This is a genomic window from Streptomyces sp. NPDC006012 (assembly GCF_042871185.1).
GTDB lineage: Bacteria > Actinomycetota > Actinomycetes > Streptomycetales > Streptomycetaceae > Streptomyces.
Genome location: NZ_JBIAIE010000016.1, coordinates 12,010 through 29,354, shown reverse-complemented (window position 1 = coordinate 29,354; position 17,345 = coordinate 12,010). Strand labels below are relative to the sequence as shown.

General features: G+C 72.0%; 14 protein-coding genes. 6 read left to right on the top strand and 8 right to left on the bottom strand.

Annotation, left to right across the window (positions count from 1 at the left end; genetic code table 11):
• The first annotated feature begins 21 nt into the window (after positions 1-21).
• From ACFYPJ_RS25085 to ACFYPJ_RS25070, 4 genes are all read left to right on the top strand, one after another.
• Positions 22-453, top strand: a complete 432-nt coding sequence (locus tag ACFYPJ_RS25085; protein ID WP_389021280.1) for an Ohr family peroxiredoxin — start codon at positions 22-24, stop codon at positions 451-453.
• 202 nt (positions 454-655) lie between these two features.
• The gene (locus tag ACFYPJ_RS25080; protein WP_389021277.1) at positions 656-1,300 is read left to right on the top strand and encodes a TetR/AcrR family transcriptional regulator; all 645 of its coding nucleotides are present in this window, start codon (positions 656-658) and stop codon (positions 1,298-1,300) included.
• Positions 1,301-1,804: 504 nt separating this feature from the next.
• A complete protein-coding gene (locus ACFYPJ_RS25075) occupies positions 1,805-5,467 on the top strand; it encodes a S8 family serine peptidase (protein WP_389021274.1) in 3,663 nt (1,220 codons plus the stop codon).
• Between the two features lie 251 nt (positions 5,468-5,718).
• The gene (locus ACFYPJ_RS25070) at positions 5,719-6,636 is read left to right on the top strand and encodes a TIGR03619 family F420-dependent LLM class oxidoreductase (RefSeq protein WP_389021271.1); all 918 of its coding nucleotides are present in this window, start codon (positions 5,719-5,721) and stop codon (positions 6,634-6,636) included.
• A 142-nt stretch (positions 6,637-6,778) separates the two neighbouring features.
• On the opposite strand, the gene ACFYPJ_RS25065 is transcribed toward ACFYPJ_RS25070, so the two are convergent.
• The 5 genes from ACFYPJ_RS25065 to ACFYPJ_RS25045 form a co-directional block, all read right to left on the bottom strand.
• Positions 6,779-7,402, bottom strand: a complete 624-nt coding sequence (locus ACFYPJ_RS25065) for an HAD-IA family hydrolase (RefSeq protein WP_389021268.1) — start codon at positions 7,400-7,402, stop codon at positions 6,779-6,781.
• Positions 7,403-7,411: 9 nt separating this feature from the next.
• A complete protein-coding gene (locus tag ACFYPJ_RS25060) occupies positions 7,412-7,639 on the bottom strand; it encodes a hypothetical protein (protein WP_389021265.1) in 228 nt (75 codons plus the stop codon).
• Positions 7,636-9,078 carry a dihydrolipoyl dehydrogenase family protein gene (locus tag ACFYPJ_RS25055; protein ID WP_389021262.1) on the bottom strand — a complete coding sequence of 481 codons (1,443 nt, stop codon included), beginning with the start codon at positions 9,076-9,078 and terminating at the stop codon, positions 7,636-7,638. The genes ACFYPJ_RS25060 and ACFYPJ_RS25055 overlap by 4 nt, the downstream gene beginning before the upstream one ends.
• 194 nt (positions 9,079-9,272) lie before the next feature.
• Positions 9,273-9,719 carry a VOC family protein gene (locus ACFYPJ_RS25050; RefSeq protein WP_389021259.1) on the bottom strand — a complete coding sequence of 149 codons (447 nt, stop codon included), beginning with the start codon at positions 9,717-9,719 and terminating at the stop codon, positions 9,273-9,275.
• 47 nt (positions 9,720-9,766) lie between these two features.
• Entirely contained in the window at positions 9,767-10,642 is an 876-nt protein-coding gene (locus ACFYPJ_RS25045; protein ID WP_389021256.1) for an alpha/beta fold hydrolase, read from the bottom strand.
• 576 nt (positions 10,643-11,218) lie between these two features.
• Between ACFYPJ_RS25045 and ACFYPJ_RS25040 the strand changes: the two genes are divergently transcribed.
• A complete protein-coding gene (locus ACFYPJ_RS25040; RefSeq protein WP_389021253.1) occupies positions 11,219-12,115 on the top strand; it encodes an SGNH/GDSL hydrolase family protein in 897 nt (298 codons plus the stop codon).
• Between the two features lie 278 nt (positions 12,116-12,393).
• On the opposite strand, the gene ACFYPJ_RS25035 is transcribed toward ACFYPJ_RS25040, so the two are convergent.
• From ACFYPJ_RS25035 to ACFYPJ_RS25025, 3 genes are all read right to left on the bottom strand, one after another.
• Positions 12,394-13,359: an RNA polymerase sigma factor gene (locus ACFYPJ_RS25035; RefSeq protein WP_389021250.1), complete on the bottom strand. Its 966-nt coding sequence runs from the start codon at positions 13,357-13,359 to the stop codon at positions 12,394-12,396.
• Between the two features lie 170 nt (positions 13,360-13,529).
• Positions 13,530-14,423 carry a Bax inhibitor-1/YccA family protein gene (locus ACFYPJ_RS25030; RefSeq protein WP_389021247.1) on the bottom strand — a complete coding sequence of 298 codons (894 nt, stop codon included), beginning with the start codon at positions 14,421-14,423 and terminating at the stop codon, positions 13,530-13,532.
• 276 nt (positions 14,424-14,699) lie between these two features.
• Positions 14,700-15,584 carry an alpha/beta hydrolase gene (locus ACFYPJ_RS25025; RefSeq protein WP_389021244.1) on the bottom strand — a complete coding sequence of 295 codons (885 nt, stop codon included), beginning with the start codon at positions 15,582-15,584 and terminating at the stop codon, positions 14,700-14,702.
• A 604-nt stretch (positions 15,585-16,188) separates the two neighbouring features.
• Here ACFYPJ_RS25025 and ACFYPJ_RS25020 point away from each other — a divergent pair.
• Entirely contained in the window at positions 16,189-17,250 is a 1,062-nt protein-coding gene (locus ACFYPJ_RS25020; protein WP_389021241.1) for an alpha/beta fold hydrolase, read from the top strand.
• Positions 17,251-17,345: the final 95 nt, after the last annotated feature.

Here is a 17,345-nt window from a genome sequence, read left to right as displayed (position 1 = left end):
GCACGCGAGGAGACAACAGCCATGGCAGTCAGCTACACCGGTGTCGTCACGGTGACCGGCGAAGGACGCAACGGAGGCCGCGTCGAGTCCGGCGACGGACAGCTGCAGACCTCGCTCGCCATTCCCAAGGAGTTCGGCGGCGCCGGCGGCGCCACCAACCCGGAGCAACTCTTCGCCGCCGGCTGGGGCGCCTGCTTCCTCGGCGCAGTCCGCCGAGCCGCCGCCCAGCGCAAGATCACCCTCAAGAGCACCGCCATCACGGTCGAGGCGACCCTCACCCACGGCGACGACGGCGAGTTCACCCTCGGCGCCGTCCTCAACCTCGAACTCGGTGGCGTCGACCAGGCCACCGCCACCACCCTGGCCCACGCCGCCCACCAGCTCTGCCCCTACTCCAAGGCCACCCGCGGCAACATCCCCGTCACCATCAACGCCACCGCCGTAGCCGCCTGACCCCGCCGGCGTACGCCCGGGCTTCGGAGCGCCGTTGAGGAGGCTCCCGGGGGCCCGGGCACGCGGCCAGGGGACGCGTCGTCCCCCGACCGGAGTATTACGGCGTAATAGCCGCGCCGCCCCGAACCCCACGGGGACCGGCGCGGCCGCGCGCAGTGGGCGGCATATATTGAGGGGTCAGTCGTCGCACAAAGAGGAAAGCATGTGCCCGCTCCCCGGTGGCCAGCGAAGACCCTACCGAGTCGGCAGACGCGCCGAGACGGCGGCGGAGACCCGGGCGGCGATCCTCGACTCCGCCCTGCGGCTGTTCGTGGAACACGGCTACGGCAAAGTCACCATCGGTGACATCGCGCAGGAGTCCGGGGTGGCCGTGCCCACGGTGTACGCGAGCACCGGGGGCAAGTCGACGATCCTGACGACCCTCATCGAGCGGGGAGTCGACGACCCGGTCGTCGAACGCACCCTCGCGACACTGCGCACGACGACGGATCCCCGGGCGGCGATCAGCACCGTGGCACACGGGGTACGCCTCGACAACGAGAAGCACCTCGACATCGCTCTGGTGATCATCTCCGCCGCCGAAGTGGACCAGTCGGCAGCGGAGACACTCGCCCACATCGTCCGAGCCTACCGGCAGGCGCTCGGGGTCCTCGCCGAACGGCTGGCGGAGCTGGGGGCGCTGCGGCCGGACGTGGATCTCCCGCGCGCGACCGACATGCTCTGGTTCCTCCTCGGTTTCGGCTCCTGGCGGCTTTTCGTGACGGAGCACGGCTGGTCCTGGGACGACACCGAGACCTGGCTGACGGAACAGGTGTCGGCGGCCCTGCTCACCACACCCGCGAACTGACGCCGGCCGGCGGGCAGGTCACACGGCGCCAGGTTGTTCCGGTCGCCGCATCACGACCAACTTGGTGACCAGGCGCTGGCAGGTGTCGCCTGTCTGGTGCACTGTGCGGCACTCCCCCGTGACGATCCCCCGGTCCGGCGTGCGCGCGACGGGATGACCTCACCTGCCCCGCCGCACGGCAGACCGGCGCCGAGGAACCGAAAGCGGCGAACCGACACCCGCGAACACCCCGACGGCGTACGACCGGCAGTGCGACGGCCGCTGCCCGCGCCCCGACCCCGCGGCAGATGCCCCGGCCCCCTGACAGATCCTCGTGCCGGACGGTGGCCGTTGTGCGTCATGGCGCACGTCCGCCAGCGACGCACGGCGCCGCAGTGGCCGGAACGCGGCACACAATGCTCGGCAAATCTGTGACCCAACCGTTGATGGAGGTTTGCCTTGTCGCGTCCGCCATTTCGCAGACGTGTGCTGTCGGTCGTAAGCGCCGCCGTCGCACTGGCCGCGGTGTCACCCGCCCCAGCCTCCGTGGCCTCGTCCCCACCCGACCGCGCCGTCGCTTCAGCCATCGCCCCGCCGACCGCCGACCCGGCCCGCACCGTCACCTTGGTGACCGGGGACAAGGTCATCACCACCGGGGGTGCCGACGGTACCCGGCTCGTCCAGGGGCCGGACGGCCGGTACACCGGCTTCCAGACACACCGGTCCGGCAAGGACACCTACGTCTATCCGGACAGCGCCCTGCCGTATGTGGCGGCCGGGCTCCTCGACCGCGAACTCTTCAACGTCACCCGGCTGCTGGCGGACGGTTACGACGACGCACACACCGACCGGCTGCCGCTGATCGTCACCTACACCGACGCGGCGGCCCGGGCCCGGAAGCTGCCCGTGCCCCGGGGAGCGCGCACGGTGCGGACGCTGGACAGCATCCAGGGTGCCGCGCTGGGCGCGGACCGCTCGGACGCGTTCTGGACGTCGATCACGGGGACGTCCGGCGGTTTTGGCGCGGCCGGCCGGTCGGCCGGTGCACGGCCCCGTCTCACCGGCGGCATAGCCAAGGTCTGGCTGGACGGCAAGGTGAAGGCGGACCTCGCCGAGAGCACCGCCCAGATCGGTGCTCCGCAGGTGTGGGCGTCGGGGAACACCGGCGCGGGCGTGGACGTCGCGGTCCTCGACACCGGCGTGGACGCGGAACACCCCGACCTCGCCGGACGCATCGCCGCCGTCACGGACTTCGTCCCCGGCGAGTCGGCCGTGGACGGCAACGGCCACGGCACCCACGTGGCCTCCACCATCGCCGGCACCGGTGCCGCCTCCGACGGCAAGGAGAAGGGGGTCGCCCCGGGAGCCCGGCTGCACATCGGCAAGGTGCTCTCCGACGACGGCGGCGGCCAGGACTCCTGGATCCTCGCCGGCATGGAGTGGGCGGCCCGCGACCAGCACGCCAAGATCATCAGCATGAGCCTGGGCGGCCAGCCCACGGACGGGACCGACCCGTTGAGCACCGCGGTGAACAACCTCAGCAAAGAGACCGGTGCGCTGTTCACCATCGCCGCGGGCAACTCGGGTCCCGACAGCTACTCGGTGGGCGCTCCGGGCGCGGCGGACGAGGCGCTGACCGTCGGCGCCGTGGACGGATCCGACGCCCTCGCCGACTTCTCCAGCCGCGGTCCCCGGGCCGGTGACGGCGCCGTCAAGCCCGACCTGACCGCGCCGGGCGTGGACATCCTGGCGGCCCGTTCGCACTACGCCAAGGGCTCGGGCGCCTACCAGACGCTGAGCGGTACCTCGATGGCCACCCCGCACGTCGCGGGCGCCGCCGCGCTGCTGGCCGCCGCACACCCCGACTGGACGGCACGGCAGTTGAAGAACGCCCTGGTCAGCACGGCCAAGGCGAGCCCGGGGCGCAGCCCGTTCGAGGGCGGCACGGGGCGGGTCGACAGCGCCACGACGACGACCGCCGAGGTGTACGCCACCGGCAGCGTCAACTTCGGTTACCACAGCTGGCCGACACCGGCCGGCGCGACCGCCGACCGCGAGGTGACCTACACCAACGACGGCGACGATCCGGTGACCCTGGATCTCCAGGCCGGCAGCACGAACCCGACGGACGGCGCCTTCACCGTGTCGGCCCCGCAGTTGACCGTGCCCGCGCACGGCACCGCCGCGGTCACCGTGCGCGCCCACTACGACGAACTGCCCACGGATCCCATGGTGGGCGGCTTCCTGACGGCGACCGACCCGTCCGGTTCGGTCCACACCCGCACCTCCCTGAGCGTCGGCAAGCAGGGCGAGCGGCACCGGCTGACGCTGGAGGCGAAGGACCGCAGCGGGCGGCCGCTCGGCGGCACCGTCATCGTGACCGGCCGGAAGATGTGGCTGCCCGTGCTGGTCGACGACTCCGGCACCATCGACCTGCAGCTGCCGCCGGGGTCGTACACCGCCTGGCTCGACACGCCCCTCGAAGGCGCCCACGGGCCGCACTCCCTCGGTCGCGGGCTGCTGGCGGTCACCGACATCGACCTGAGCCAGGACCGTACCGCCGTCCTCGACGGGACCAAGGCCCGGCGGGTCGAGGCGGTCGCTCCCCGGTCGAGCACCCTCGACAGCTTCCGCCTCGACGCCTACCGCGGCTTCGCCGACGACGACTGGTCCGCGTCCTCGCGCTGGTCGGACCCGGGCGACGACAGCCTCTGGGCGGTGCCCACCGGACGGAAGGTCGCCGAGGGCGACTTCGTGCTCGGCACCCGCTGGCGGCTGGCGCAGCCCGCCCTGACGGTGGCCGCCGGCGACCGCGCCTACGACGACCTCCGCGTGCACCGGGGCGCGCAGCCGCTGCCGGCCGGACGGCACCGCCTCGACGCGGTGTTCGCCGGTGACGGCACGGCCGCCGCGTACGCCTCGCTCGACGTCCGGGACAAGGCGGCCCTGGTCCGCCGCACCGACGCCGTGACCGTCGAGGAGCAGGCCGCCGCCGCGCACGCCGCGGGCGCCCGCCTGCTGCTGGTGGTGCACGACGGCGACGGCCGCCTGCAGCCCTGGGACGACTCCCCCTGGGCGCCCTCCGGCCCCGCCCCGCTGCCCGTCGCCACCCTGACCCAGGACGAGGGCGACCAGCTGATCTCGCGGACCGGGCACGAGCGGGTCCGGCTCGACGTCACCTCCCACCCGACGACCGAGTACGTGTACGACCTGACGCACGACTACCGGGGCTCCGTTCCGGCGGACCTGACCTACCGGGCCGAGCAGCGTGACCTGGCCCGCGTCGACGTCGCCTTCCGCAACTTCCGGGCCGGCCGCGCGCTGGAGTCCCGCGACGACGTCACCACGTTCGGCGGCAGCGCCCTGAACCCGTCCGACGCCCCCGCCCAGGGCACCCGCACGGACTGGGTGACGGCGGGCGAACCGTGGTCGGACCACGCCCTGATCTCCAGCGAGCAGCAGCAGTACGCGCCGCAGGAGACCTACCGCGCGGGGAGCGTCCACGGCGTCCAGTGGTTCGGGCCCGTCCAGCGGCCCCGTCTCCTGGACGGCAACGCGCCGGTCCGCCAGGACGACACGCTGTACGTCACTGTCCCCGGCTGGGGCGACTCGGGCACCGCCCACCTCGGCGGCACCTACGGCAACTTCGGCGCCGACAACACCGTCGCGCTGTACCAGGGCGACAAGCTCGTCGCGCAGAGCAACCGCTATCAGCTCTCCGTGGCGGTCAAGGCGCTGGACGCGGCTGTGCTCCCCTACCGTCTGGTGTCGGACAACGCCCGCGACGCCTGGCCCGGCCCCTACTCCACGCGCACGCGCACCGCATGGGGCTTCACCTCCGGGGCGGGCGCGGCGGGCGCCCAGGTCCAACTGCCGCTGATCCAGCTCGACTACGGCGTCGACACCGACTCCGCGGGCCGGGCCCCTCGGAAGTCGGGGCTGACCGTCACCGCCTCCCACCTCTCCGGGTCCGCGGGCACCGCCGCCATCGGCGAGGTCGGCCTTGAGGTGTCGTACGACGACGGTGCCACCTGGCACCGGACGGCCCTGCAGCACCGGGGCACCGGCTGGTACACCCGGCTGGACGCGCCGCGCGACGCCCAGTACGTCACCCTGCGCACCACCGCCCGCGACGCGCGCGGCAACACCGTGGAACAGAGCATCACCCGGGCCTTCGGCCTGAAGTAGCGCACCGGCGTCGGTGTGAACCCGGGCGGCGGCCCGTTCCGTTCACCCGGTGAGGGGGTCTCGGCCTTGCACATGTGCATCGCCGGGACCCCTGCCGCGTTCGGGGCGCCAACCGCATGCGCGACCCTCGACGCATGTGTCAACACCCGCACACATACAATCAGACACCACACATCCGCATTCCATTGCACACCATCTACACCCGCACGAATCCCCCCTTATCCATCCGTACCGTACAACGAGGAAGAGACATGCGACTGGGTCTGGCACTGCCCACCTTCGGCACCGACGCTCACGCGGACGGCGTCATCAGGGTCAGCCGCAGCGCGGAGGACCTGGGATACGACTCCCTGTGGACGGGAGACCGGGTGCTCGCGCCCCGCAGGCCGAGCGCGCCCTATCCGAGCCGGGACGGGGTGATGCCACGGTCCTACGAGAACCACATGGACCCGCTGACCAGCCTCACCTTCGCCGCCGCCCACACCAGCCGGGTCCGGCTGGGCACCAGCACGCTGAACGGCCTGTGGCAGCCGCCGCTGATGCTCGCCCGGTCGCTGACCACCCTCGACGTACTCAGCCGCGGCCGGCTGGACGTCGGCTTCGGCCTCGGCTGGATGCCCGAAGAGTACTCCGCGGTGGGCGTGCCCTGGGAAGGCCGGGGCGCACGGCTCGACGAGACGCTGGACATCCTGGAGACGTACTGGGCCACGGACGAGTTCATGCACCGGGGTGCGCTGTTCACCGTTCCGCACACGGTCGTCGGGCTGAAGCCCGAGCAGCGGCCCGGGCCCCCCGTCCTGCTGGCCGCGTTCACCCCCGCCGGACTGCGCCGGGTCGCCCGGCGGGCCAGCGGCTGGCTGCCCACGGCCATGCCGCTGCACCGGCTCATGAGCATGTGGAAGACGATCCTGGAGGAGGCCGAGACCTCCGGGCGCAACCCCGCGGACCTGCACATGGCGCTGCGGGTGAACCTGGCGCTGACGGACGTGCGGGCCGAGCCCGAGCAGGTGCCCCGGTCGGGCACGCTCGACCAGTACATCGACTACGCGCGCGCCGCCGCCGAGGCGGGTGTGCACGAACTCTTCATCGACCTCGGGCAGTCACCCGCGACCCTCGACGAACGCATGGAGATGGCGGGCCGCTTCGTCGACGGCGTACGGGCCGGCTGAGCGCCCGCCCCGTCGTGGGCGTACGGGCCGGGCCGGGGCCCAGCTCGCACGGGCTCGCGGCGGCGGTGCGGACACGGGCTCGTGCGCGCACCGCCGTGCCCGGACCGCCCGTGCCCGCACGCTCCCGCGGCCGGGCGGACCCTCAGGTCCCGGTGGCCAGGGGCACCCCGAGGAGGTTCTCCAGTTCGGCGATCGTCCGCGCCGGCTCCTTCGCGTGCACCGTGGCGAAACCCAGTTCCGCGGCGGGCGCGAGGTACTGCTCGGTGTCGTCGACGAACACACACTGGTCCGCGGTCAGATCGAGCGACTTGAGCACCAGCCGGAAGATCTCCGGTTCGGGCTTGCGCAGGCCGTGGTCCTCGGATATCACCACGGCGTCGTAGTCCAGGTCGTATCCGGCATAGAGGTTCCACGGCCGGGTGCCGACCGAGTTGGAGAGGATCCCGACCCGCACTCCGGCCCGGCGCGCGGCGGCGGCCGCGGTGATGAGCGAGACCTCCGGGCGCAGATCGGCGAAGATGCGGCCCATCAGGTTGTCCGGCGCGACGCCGATCCGTTCGGCGGCTGCGGTGTTCCACTGCGTCTGGGTGAGCGTGCCCCGTTCCAGTTCCTCGGTCCGCCGGATCATCTCCGGGTCCAGGTACAGGGAGGTGAGCAAGGTGCCCTCGGGCAGCCCCGCACGTTTCTCGAAGGCGAGCGCGGCCGGGAACAAGGGTGTGGTCAGCACACCGCCGAAATCGAGGACGAGGCCCTTGCGGTAGGTCATGGGCAGACTCTAGACGGCGGCCGGCCGGACGTCCGAGGCGAGGTGGGCGGGCGGCGCGGCCGACACGTGTGCACGACGGGTGTGCGTGACCTGCGTGCACGGCAGCGTGCACGGCATGCTGGGGCCTGCGTGCCGGCGCGGGATGTGCCGCACCGCCCGGTGGTCCCGTACGGTCCGGCACACGGCGGCGGACGGCAGCAGGACCGTGCCGGTGGCGGGGCCGGCGCGGTGGCTCACCCCCGGTAGTTCTCCAGCAGCCGCAGCCACACCTCGCTGATCGTGGGGAACGCCGGGACGGCATGCCAGAGCCGGTCGAGGGGTGCCTCGGTGGTGATGGCGATGGTCGCCGAGTGCAGGAGTTCGGCGACGCCGGGTCCGGCGAAGGTGGCACCGACCACGCACTGCCGCTCGGGGTCGATGAGGACCCGGGCCGTGCCGCGGTAGCCGGGGTCGTGCTGGACCGCACCGGCCACGTTGCCGATCTCGTAGTCGACGACGTCGACGCGGCGCCCGGTCCGCGCGGCCTCGGCGGTGGTCAGGCCGACCGCCGCGACCTCGGGGTCGGTGAAGACGACCTGCGGGACGGCCGCGGTGTCGGCGGTGCTGGTGTGGGCGCTCCAGCGCCCGGTGTCGAGGGGAGTGCCGTGCGCTCGGGCGGCGATGACGGCGCCCGCGATGCGGGCCTGGTACTTGCCCTGATGGGTGAAGAGTGCGCGGTTGTTCACGTCGCCGACCGCGTAGAGCCACTCGCCCGGTACGGCGGTGACGGTCAGGGTGTCGTCCGCGGTGAGCCAGTCGCCGGGTGTGAGGCCGACGGTCTCCAGACCGATGTCGTCGGTGCGCGGTGCGCGGCCGGTCGCGTACAGCAGGGCGTCGGCCGTGAACCGGGAGCCGTCGGACAGTGTGAGGTCGATGTCGCCGTCCGGTCCGCCGCGCCGCAGCGCGGCGCTGACGGTGGTGTCGAAGCGCAGGTCGACACCGGCCGCACGCAGCCGCTCGGCGACCAGTTCACCCGCGAAGGGCTCCATGCGGGGCAGCAGCGCGCCGCCGCGGACGACCAGGGTGACCTGACTCCCCAGCGCCTGCCAGGCGGTGGCCATCTCGACGCCGACCACGCCCGCGCCCACGATCACGAGGTGCCTGGGCGGCTGCTTCGCGCTGGTGGCCTCCCGGCTGGTCCAGGGGCGCAGGCCGTCGAGTCCGGGCAGGTCGGGCAGTGCCGCGCGGCTGCCGGTGCACACGGCGACGGCGTGCCGGGCCTGGAGCAGGACGGTGTCCCCGCTGGGAGTGCGCACGCTGACCCGGCGGGGTCCGGCCAGCCGGCCGTGTCCGCGCAGCAGGTCGATGCCGGCCGACTTCAGCCACTGCACCTGGCCCTCGTCGTCCCAGTCCGCCGACATCCGGTCGCGGTGCGCCAGCACGGCCGTGGTGTCCAGCGGCCCCGCCACCGCCGGGTTCAGGCCGGGGACCCGGCTGGCCTCGGCGCGCAGCAGCGCGGGCCGCAGCAGCGCCTTGCTGGGTTCGCAGGCCCAGTACGAGCATTCGCCGCCGACGAGTTCGCTCTCCACGATGACGGTGCTCAGGCCCGCGGCGACGGCACGGTCGGCGACGTTCTCGCCCACCGGTCCCGCGCCGATCACCACGACGTCGTAGGTACGGCTGTCTTCGGTCGTCACGGTTCCTCCATGGGGATGGGACGAGAGATGCGGGTGAGGTTCAGGTGAAGAGAAGTGCGGATGGGGACAGTGAGGGGGATGGGGTCCGAGGGCCGGGGCCGGAGGCCGGGGGCCGGCCGATCGGCCGGGGCGCTCGGGGCGCCGGGGCGGCCGATGTGACGGCCGGCCGCCCCCAGGTGCCTCCGCGGGCTCCGTCAGCGACCGGGCAGGCGTTCGGTGACCTCTTGCAGGAACCACTCGTTGCCGTCCGGGTCGGCGAAGGAGGCGAAGGAGCCGTAGCTCGCGCGCTCCGCCGAGAGCCCGGGGACCCGGTATGCCTGGCCGGCGTGGTGGAAGGCGCCGGTGGCGTCGTGGAAGGGACCGCTGACGTCGACACCGCGGCCGGTCAGTTCCGCGTGCGCCTGCTCGATGTCGGACACGATCAGGTGCAGACCCTGAACCGAACCCGCCGGGGCGGTCGTCAGGCCCTCGCCGAAGATGACCGAGCACGCCGAGCCCGGCGGGGTCACCTGGACGATCCGGTAACCGTCGTTGATCGGGAAGTCCGCGTCGAGGCGGAAGCCGAGCTTGTCGACGTAGAAGTCCTTGGCCTTGTCGACGTCGGAGACCGGGATGACGACGACTTCGAGTTTGAGTTCCATGGTGGTGCTCCCTTTCCGGGATCGTGATCGGGTGGTTTCGGGGCTCGTCACCGGGTGGCGCGCGCGGCTTCCTCGATGACCCGGGTGACGATGCCGGGCCGGGAGACGGCGACGGAGTGGGAGGCGGCGACCTCGGTGACCTGGGCGTGCGCCCGCTTGGCCATGAAGCGCTGTACGGACGCCGGGATGTTCAGGTCCTGGGTGGTGACGATGTCCCAGCTGGGGATGGTCTTCCAGGCGGCGACGGTCGCCTTCTCCTCCAGCGCGGCCTGCGCGATGGGCCGCTGGGTGGCGGCGGCGAGGGCGGCCTCGTTGCGGGGGACGTCCGCGGCGAACTGGTGGCGGAACTTGTCCTGCTGGATGTAGAGGTCGGTGCCCTTGGTGCCGTCGGGGCCGGTCACCGGGACCGGGTCGAGGGCGTCGGGGAGCGTGGAGCCCGGGTACTTGTTCGTCAGCTCCAGCGCGGACTCACCGGGCGCGGGCAGGAACGCCGCCACATAGACGAGGCCCTTGACCTCCGGGTCGTTCGCGGCAGCCTCGCTGATCACGGAGCCGCCGTAGGAGTGGCCGACGAGGATCTTGGGGCCCTTGACATGGTCGAGGACGCTGCGCAGGGCGGTGGCGTCGTTGTGCGGGCCGCGCAGCGGGTTCGCGGCGGCGACGACGGGATAGCCGTCGGCCCGCAGGCGGCTGATCACACCGTTCCAGCTGGAGGCATCCGCGAACGCGCCGTGCTCCAGCACGATGGTGGGCTTCGCCCGGCCCTTGCCGGCCTGCTGGCCGGCGTCGGCGTTCGCGGTGCCGACCAGAGTGAAGGACCCGATCGCGATGCCGGCCACGGCGGCCGCTCCGACGCCGGTGAGTATCCGCCGCTTGCCTGCGCGCTTGATGTCGAACACGAGAAACCCTCTCCAGAAGTGCATGGAAACGATGTGGACCGGATGCCACCGGGGCCCGCTGGACGCACGGGCACCTGAGGCAAGAGAGGCCGTAACCCCCTTGGGTGGTTATTAATCTGTCAGAGGTCGAGTCACCCGTCAAGTCGGTGACGAAGTCGGCGACGGATCCTCCTCGCCTTTCCCCTCGCAGGGCCGTCCACGGGACCGCTACGGCGCCACTCTCGCCCGCTCCGCCACCGCCCTGCATCAGTCACATGACGGTCAGCCGGGACGCCCGCGCCCTCCCCGTGGCACTCACACGTGTTAAGCCATTCGACGCATCCGCACCCGACGCATACACGCACACGGCCGCGCGAGGAAAGCAACCAATTCGTTACCGAAGTTGTTGATCTTCCGTGCCCACGGGATACGTCCCTTAAGTGGGGGCTGCAACTGCGCCCGTCCGCCCGACCGTTGACCGCATCACGGGCAACCGGGCGACGCGGTGCCGAGCCCACCCCCACCGGGCTCCGGACACCGGACACCGCGCCCGGGTCGACAGCCGTGCCGACCCGTGCCCCGGCTCCCTCCGGACGACCCGCGACCTCGAAAGGAACCACTTTGACAAAACGCCTTTCCTCCTCCGGTGCGGCCCGCGCCCTGGCGGTGGGTGCCGCCCTGATCAGTGGCGTCGCCACCCTGGCCACGGCCCACCCGGCTCTGGCGAGCACGACCACTCACTCGCACCGCGTGGACTACGTCGCACTCGGGGACTCCTACGCCTCCGCGCCGCTCGTCCCCGAACAGATCGACGCCAACTGCCTGCGCTCCAGCCGCAACTACGCGTCGCTGGTGGCCCAGTCGGCGGGGGCCATGCTGACGGACGTCACCTGCTCGGGGGCGACCACCGCGGAGATGACCGCCGCGCAGGGCACGGCGCCGGCCCAGTTCGACGCGCTCGACCGGCACACCGACCTGGTCACCGTCACCATCGGCGGCAACGACATCGGCTTCAGCACCGTGCTCGGCACCTGCGCGAAGCTGTCGGCCACCGACCCGGCCGGCTCGCCCTGCCGGGACCACCTCACTGGTTCGGGCACCGACCAGGTGACGGAGTCGATCTCCGCCACCGCGCCGAAGGTCGCGAAGGTGCTCCGCGGCATCCACCAGCGCGCCCCGTACGCCAAGGTCGTGGTGGTCGGCTACCCGGACCTGTTCCCCGAGGACGGCGTCGGGTGCACCAGCGCCTCGGTGCCGCTGGCCGCGGGCGACTTCTCCTACCTCCGGGACAAGGAGAAGGAACTGAACGGGATGCTCGCGCGCCAGGCGCGGCTCGGCCTGGCGCAGTTCGTGAACACCTACGATGCGACGATCGGGCACGACATCTGCCGGCCTGTCGGCGAACGGTGGATCGAGACCTTCGCCCCGCAGACCCCGGCGGCGCCGCTGCACCCCAACGCGGAGGGCGAGAGCGCGATGGCCACAGCCGTCGAGCGGACCCTGACGCGCCACTGGTGACGCGAACACCAGGGACGCGGACGACAGCGACGCGAACACCAGCGACGTGAACGGCAATGACGTGAACGACATTGACCCGTACGACGCTTGGGCGCATCGCGGCGATACGCGGGACGCTCACCCGTACGGATCGACAGGTGCGACGGTGACATCCCGCAAGGGCTGATCCGATGGCGAAGCCCGGCCGGAGACTATCCGGCCGGGCTTTTCCCGTCGGGGCCCGTCGTCGGGGCCCATCGGAGGCCCATCAGGGGCGTCCGGCCGGGACCCGCAGTTGTTCAGGCCGCGACGTCTTCGCGCACCGGGTCGGGGCGCGGTGTGTGGTACAGGGACACCCGGTCGATCCGGCCGCCGTCCAGCGTCATGATCCAGGCGACGCCGGGCGGGCAGTGGTCCGGCGCGTCCGGCGGGTTGATGAGGTCCATCTCCCAGACGATCAGCGACCGTCCGGCAATCACGTGCGCGGGACGCTGGCGGACCCCGGCGGACAGGTCGAGGTCCATGCCCGCAAGGAGCAGCCCGGTTCCGCCGAGCCGCTGCCGGCCGCTCAGCAGGGACACCTCGGGCGAGTAGCGGTCCGCGACCACCTTGCCGAACTCGCCGCGCTCCGCCGCGGCCAGCGTCTCGTGCGCCTCCAGCCAACTGGCGGCGGTCCGCCGCCGCGTGTCCTCGTGTCCCCCGGCCGCGGTGGCCTCCAGGGTCCGGACCAGCGCCGTCCGCGCCTGGCTGAGCCGGCTGCGGACCGTACCGACCGGGATCGCGCACGCCTCGGCGATCTGCTGATAGGAACTGACCCCCGTGGAGAAGTAGCGGAGTACGACGGGCAGCCGCAGCGCCGGGGACAGTTCCTCGACGGCCGTCCAGATCCAGTCCCGCAGGGCGTGCCCGTCAAGCACCCGTTCGGGCGTGGTCAGCAGCGGCGGCAGGGGTACCTCCTCCACCGGCTCGGTCCGCCGTGCGCTGCGCAGCACCTTCCGGCACCGGTTGCGCACCACCATCCGCAGCCACGGGCCCACTGCGGCCGGGTCGCGGACCTCGCCCACGCCCCGGAGCGCCGCCAGCGCGGCGTCCTGCATCACGTCGTCCACATCGGGGCCGGGTCCCAGCAGACTCAGCGCGACCGCCCGCATACCGGGGCGGTGGCGTTCCAGCAGCAGTCCCAGCGCGCTCGCCTCGCCCTGCTGCGCCGCCAGAGTCAGCGCCGCGTCCTCGGCGCGCGCAGCCTCCATCAGCAGCGTGCTCATACCCGCCCTTTCTCCGCCCGTTCCCTCCCACGCCGGTACCCGGAAGGCGGCACATACGTATCAGGGAGTATGCCGTTGTCGTCCTGACCGAGCCCAACGGGCCCCGGCGCGTCGGCCGACGCCACCGGGGCCTGCCGCCCGCCCTCGCGAGGGGGCCGGGCGCGTGGGTCTCAATTGTCGCTCTGGAGGATCGACAGCACCCGGAGTGCTTCGAGGTAGATCCATACCAGGGTGGTGGTGAGGCCGAAGGCCGCGAGCCAGGACTCCTCGCGCGGGGCGCCGTAGGCGATGCCGTCCTCCACCTGCTTGAAGTCCAGGGCCAGGAACGCCGCGCCGAGCACGATGCCGATGATACCGAACAGGACGCCGAGGCCCCCGCTGTGGAAGCCCAGGCCGTTGCCGGCACCGAAGGCGGAGAAGATCAGGTCAACGACCATGAGCAGCAGGAAGCCGGTCGCCGCTGCCAGCACGAATCCGTAGAACCGGCGGGTCACACGTATCCAGCGTCGCTTGTAGGCGATGAGCACGCCCGCGGAGACGGCCATGGTGCCCAGGACCGCCTGGACGACGACACCCGGTGCGATCCAGGTCGAGGTGGCGTTGGAGACGACTCCGAGGAAGACGCCTTCGAAGGCCGCGTATCCGAGGATCAGTGCCGGGGAGGGGCGGCGCTTGAACGCCTGGATCATGGAGAGGACGAAGGCGACCAGGGCGGCGGCGAAGCCGATGCCGTAGGACCGGCCGATGCCGGTGCTGTCCACGGGCAGCAGGACCCAGGACAGGACGGCGGTGAGCACGACCGTGCCCAGCGTGATGCCGGTCCGGACCACGACGTCGTCGATGGTCATCGTGGTGCGGTCGGCCCGGGTGTCCTTGTCGAGGTACGAATGCGCCGGGGCCGGCTGGGCGTAGGGGTTGACCGGAGCGGACCCGGAAGGGTCCGACAGGTCCGGGCCGGCGGCGAAGCCGGCGCCCACCGGCTGGAGTCGCCGGTCGGCTCGACCGTGCGAGCCGTCGTCGCGGTTGAAGCCCAGCCGGGAGAAGACCGGATTGCTGCTGCGCATGGCGTTCCCTCCGGGGCCGTGGTTTCTTCGCGGCCCGCGTCGTGTGTCGAGTGGGTGCGGACGGTGTCGCCACCGGGTCGGTACCACTCCGTTCGCGTAACCACTTTGACAGGTGACGGAATCCGGCGCAAGGCATGTCACCGGTTTGACTGGTAACGAAATGGCGGCGAAGACGCCGCGGCCGGGGAGCCGGGTCCGGGCGGCGGGCCGGGCGGTCGGGGAGCCAGGTCCGGGCCGGCCGGTCAGGGAGCCTGGGCCGGCCGACGAGCGCGGCGGCTACGGCTGATCCCCGTGGATGCCGTGTCCGGCGAGCCAGGCAAGGACGTGGTCGGCGACCGCGCGCCAGCCCTTGTCGATGGTCAGCGAGTGTGCCCGGTCGGGGAACTGCTTCAGGTCGCTGGGGGCCGTCGAGTCGCCGTACAGCTTGTACACGGCACGTGTGACGTCGTCGGGCACCATGCGGTCCTCCTGCCCGGAGACGAGCAGCAGCGGACCGCGCTCGGCGTTGCCCGTGTCCACGACCCGCCGGGGATGCGGCCTGCCGTCCACCTCCCCCAGGTCGGACAGCAGCCGCCGCGACGAGGGGATGACGTAGTGCCGGAACAACTCCGTCGACTCCTCCTCGGGCACGGCGCCGGCGAAGGAGTCGCGGAACTGCTCGGCGCTCAGCATCACCGGGCCTGCCTCGCCCGCCCGGTCGCCGGACGCGGGGGAGCCGGGCTCGGGGGAACCGGAGGCAGGAGAACCGGACGCGGGGGAACCCGGCACACCCGGCACAGAGGAGTACCCGCCCTGCCCGGTGAACGCCGTCACCGGCGGGACGCCCGCGATCGGCGCGGGGGCGATGGCGACCGCGGCCCGGCCCAGCCCGGCACCGAGGAGGTGCTGCGCGACGAGCCCGCCGACCGAGTGCCCGATGATCACGGGCGGGGTGTCGCAGGAGCGGACGATCCGCGCATAGTGGTCCGTGAGGGCGTCGAGTCCGAGCTGCCGCAGCGTCGCCTCGGGCAGCCTGCGTGCTTCGCCGACGGTGGCGGGCTCGCCCGGCCAGCCCGGGGCGATGACGTCGAAACCGTGACTGGTGAACCGGTCGGCCCACGACCGCCAGGACAGTGCGTGCAGCCACGGCCCGTGGATGAGGATGACGGGAATTCGGGTCACGGCACGTTCCCTCCGTGGGGATGGTTGGCCACCGGGTACGAAAGTGGGGGTGAGGGATCAAGAATCGTTCATCCGCACGTCTGCGCGGAACAGTCGAATGACTTAATGTCGCTGGTCCCGGGCGGTACGGACCGGCCCTGGCCCGGCCTGCACGGAAGCCCGCACCCACCCCGGGGGCCTCTCGCGCCCATCGGTGCTCGCGGCACACCCATCGGTGCTCGCGGCACACCCATCGGTGCTCGCGGCACACCCATCGGTGCTCGCGGCACACCCATCGGTGCTCGCCGCGCCGTCGGATCTGGCCCGGACGTCTCGGACCGCACCGGACCGCACTGCACCGGGCCGGGCCGGGTCACACCGTCAACTGACTGATGTGTGGCCAAGGGGGCGTGGACGAAAGTTTGGGCACAGCGGGACTCCGTACGGAAGCGGCCGTCCGACCCGGCGGCGAAGATCGAGTCGCGCACCTTGCCATCACCCCCTTGAATGGTGATGGGCGGGCGTGAAAGAGTCGTGACGCCGGTCGTGACGACCCAGGCACATGTCCCGTCGGAAAACCCTGCGCCACGCAGGGAGCACACCTGAGACGCATGGAAGGCTTGACATGATCAACAGGCGTACCTTCAACAAGGCGATGGGTCTGGGCACGGGAGCGGCCGCCGTCTCACTGGCCGGCATGCAGGGCGTTTCGAACGCCTCCGCGACCGCGCCGAACCACTCCGGCAGGGCTCCCGTCGTACCGGCGGTCACTCCGGGCACGCACACCTCTTTCCCCGCGCTGAAGCAGGTCAAGGCCGGTCTGCTGAACGTCGGTTACGCCGAGCTGGGCCCCGCCCACGGCCCCGTGGTCATCTGCCTGCACGGCTGGCCCTACGACATCCACAGCTACGTCGACGTCGCTCCGCTGCTGGCGGACCAGGGCTACCGCGTGATCGTTCCCTACCTCCGCGGGCACGGCACGACGCGTTTCCTGTCCTCCCGCACGTTCCGCAACGCCCAGCAGTCGGTGGTCGCCCTGGACATCATCGCGCTGATGGACTCCCTCAAGATCGACAAGGCCGTGATCGCCGGTTTCGACTGGGGTTCCCGCACCGGCGACATCCTCGCGGCCCTGTGGCCCGAGCGCGTCAAGGCCCTGGTCTCGGTGAGCGGCTACCTCATCACCAACCGCAAGGCCCAGTTGGAGCCGATCGCACCGGTCGCCGAGCACACCTGGTGGTACCAGTACTACTTCGCCACCGAGCGCGGCAAGAAGGCCATGGAGAACCCGAAGCTCCGCCACGACCTGACCAAGCTCGTGTGGCAACTCGTCTCGCCGACCTGGCATTTCGACGACGCCACCTTCGAGCGCACCGAGGCCGCCTTCGACAACCCCGACTACGCCGCGATCGTCATCCACAACTACCGCTGGCGGCTGGACCTGGCCGAGGGCGAACGCCGCTACGACCGCTACGAGGACCGGCTGGCCCTGGGGCCCTCGATCGCGGTGCCCACCATCACCATGGACCCCGAGTTCGACCCGTTCACGGCGCCGGGCAACGGCACCGCGTACCGCGACAAGTTCACCGGGAAGTACGAGCACCGCACGGTGGCCGTGGGGCACAACCTGCCCCAGGAGGCGCCGACGGCGTTCGCCCAGGCCGTCGTCGACGTGGACCACTTCTGACGGATCCGGGGCCGGCCGCACAGAGCCGGCCCCGCCAGCCGACCCCACCCCCGCCGCCCATCGCAGCGCCGTACGTCGCAGCGCAGCGCCCCACA

Bases quoted from the DNA above. Each gene is read 5' to 3' on its own strand.
- ACFYPJ_RS25030 (WP_389021247.1), bottom strand. From the start codon at position 14,423: ATGCGCAGCAGCAATCCGGTCTTCTCCCGGCTGGGCTTCAACCGCGAC.
- ACFYPJ_RS25085 (WP_389021280.1), top strand. From the start codon at position 22: ATGGCAGTCAGCTACACCGGTGTCGTCACGGTGACCGGCGAAGGACGC.
- ACFYPJ_RS25020 (WP_389021241.1), top strand. From the start codon at position 16,189: ATGATCAACAGGCGTACCTTCAACAAGGCGATGGGTCTGGGCACGGGA.
- ACFYPJ_RS25080 (WP_389021277.1), top strand. From the start codon at position 656: ATGTGCCCGCTCCCCGGTGGCCAGCGAAGACCCTACCGAGTCGGCAGA.
- ACFYPJ_RS25035 (WP_389021250.1), bottom strand. From the start codon at position 13,359: ATGAGCACGCTGCTGATGGAGGCTGCGCGCGCCGAGGACGCGGCGCTG.
- ACFYPJ_RS25045 (WP_389021256.1), bottom strand. From the start codon at position 10,642: ATGCACTTCTGGAGAGGGTTTCTCGTGTTCGACATCAAGCGCGCAGGC.
- ACFYPJ_RS25065 (WP_389021268.1), bottom strand. From the start codon at position 7,402: ATGACCTACCGCAAGGGCCTCGTCCTCGATTTCGGCGGTGTGCTGACC.
- ACFYPJ_RS25050 (WP_389021259.1), bottom strand. From the start codon at position 9,719: ATGGAACTCAAACTCGAAGTCGTCGTCATCCCGGTCTCCGACGTCGAC.
- ACFYPJ_RS25070 (WP_389021271.1), top strand. From the start codon at position 5,719: ATGCGACTGGGTCTGGCACTGCCCACCTTCGGCACCGACGCTCACGCG.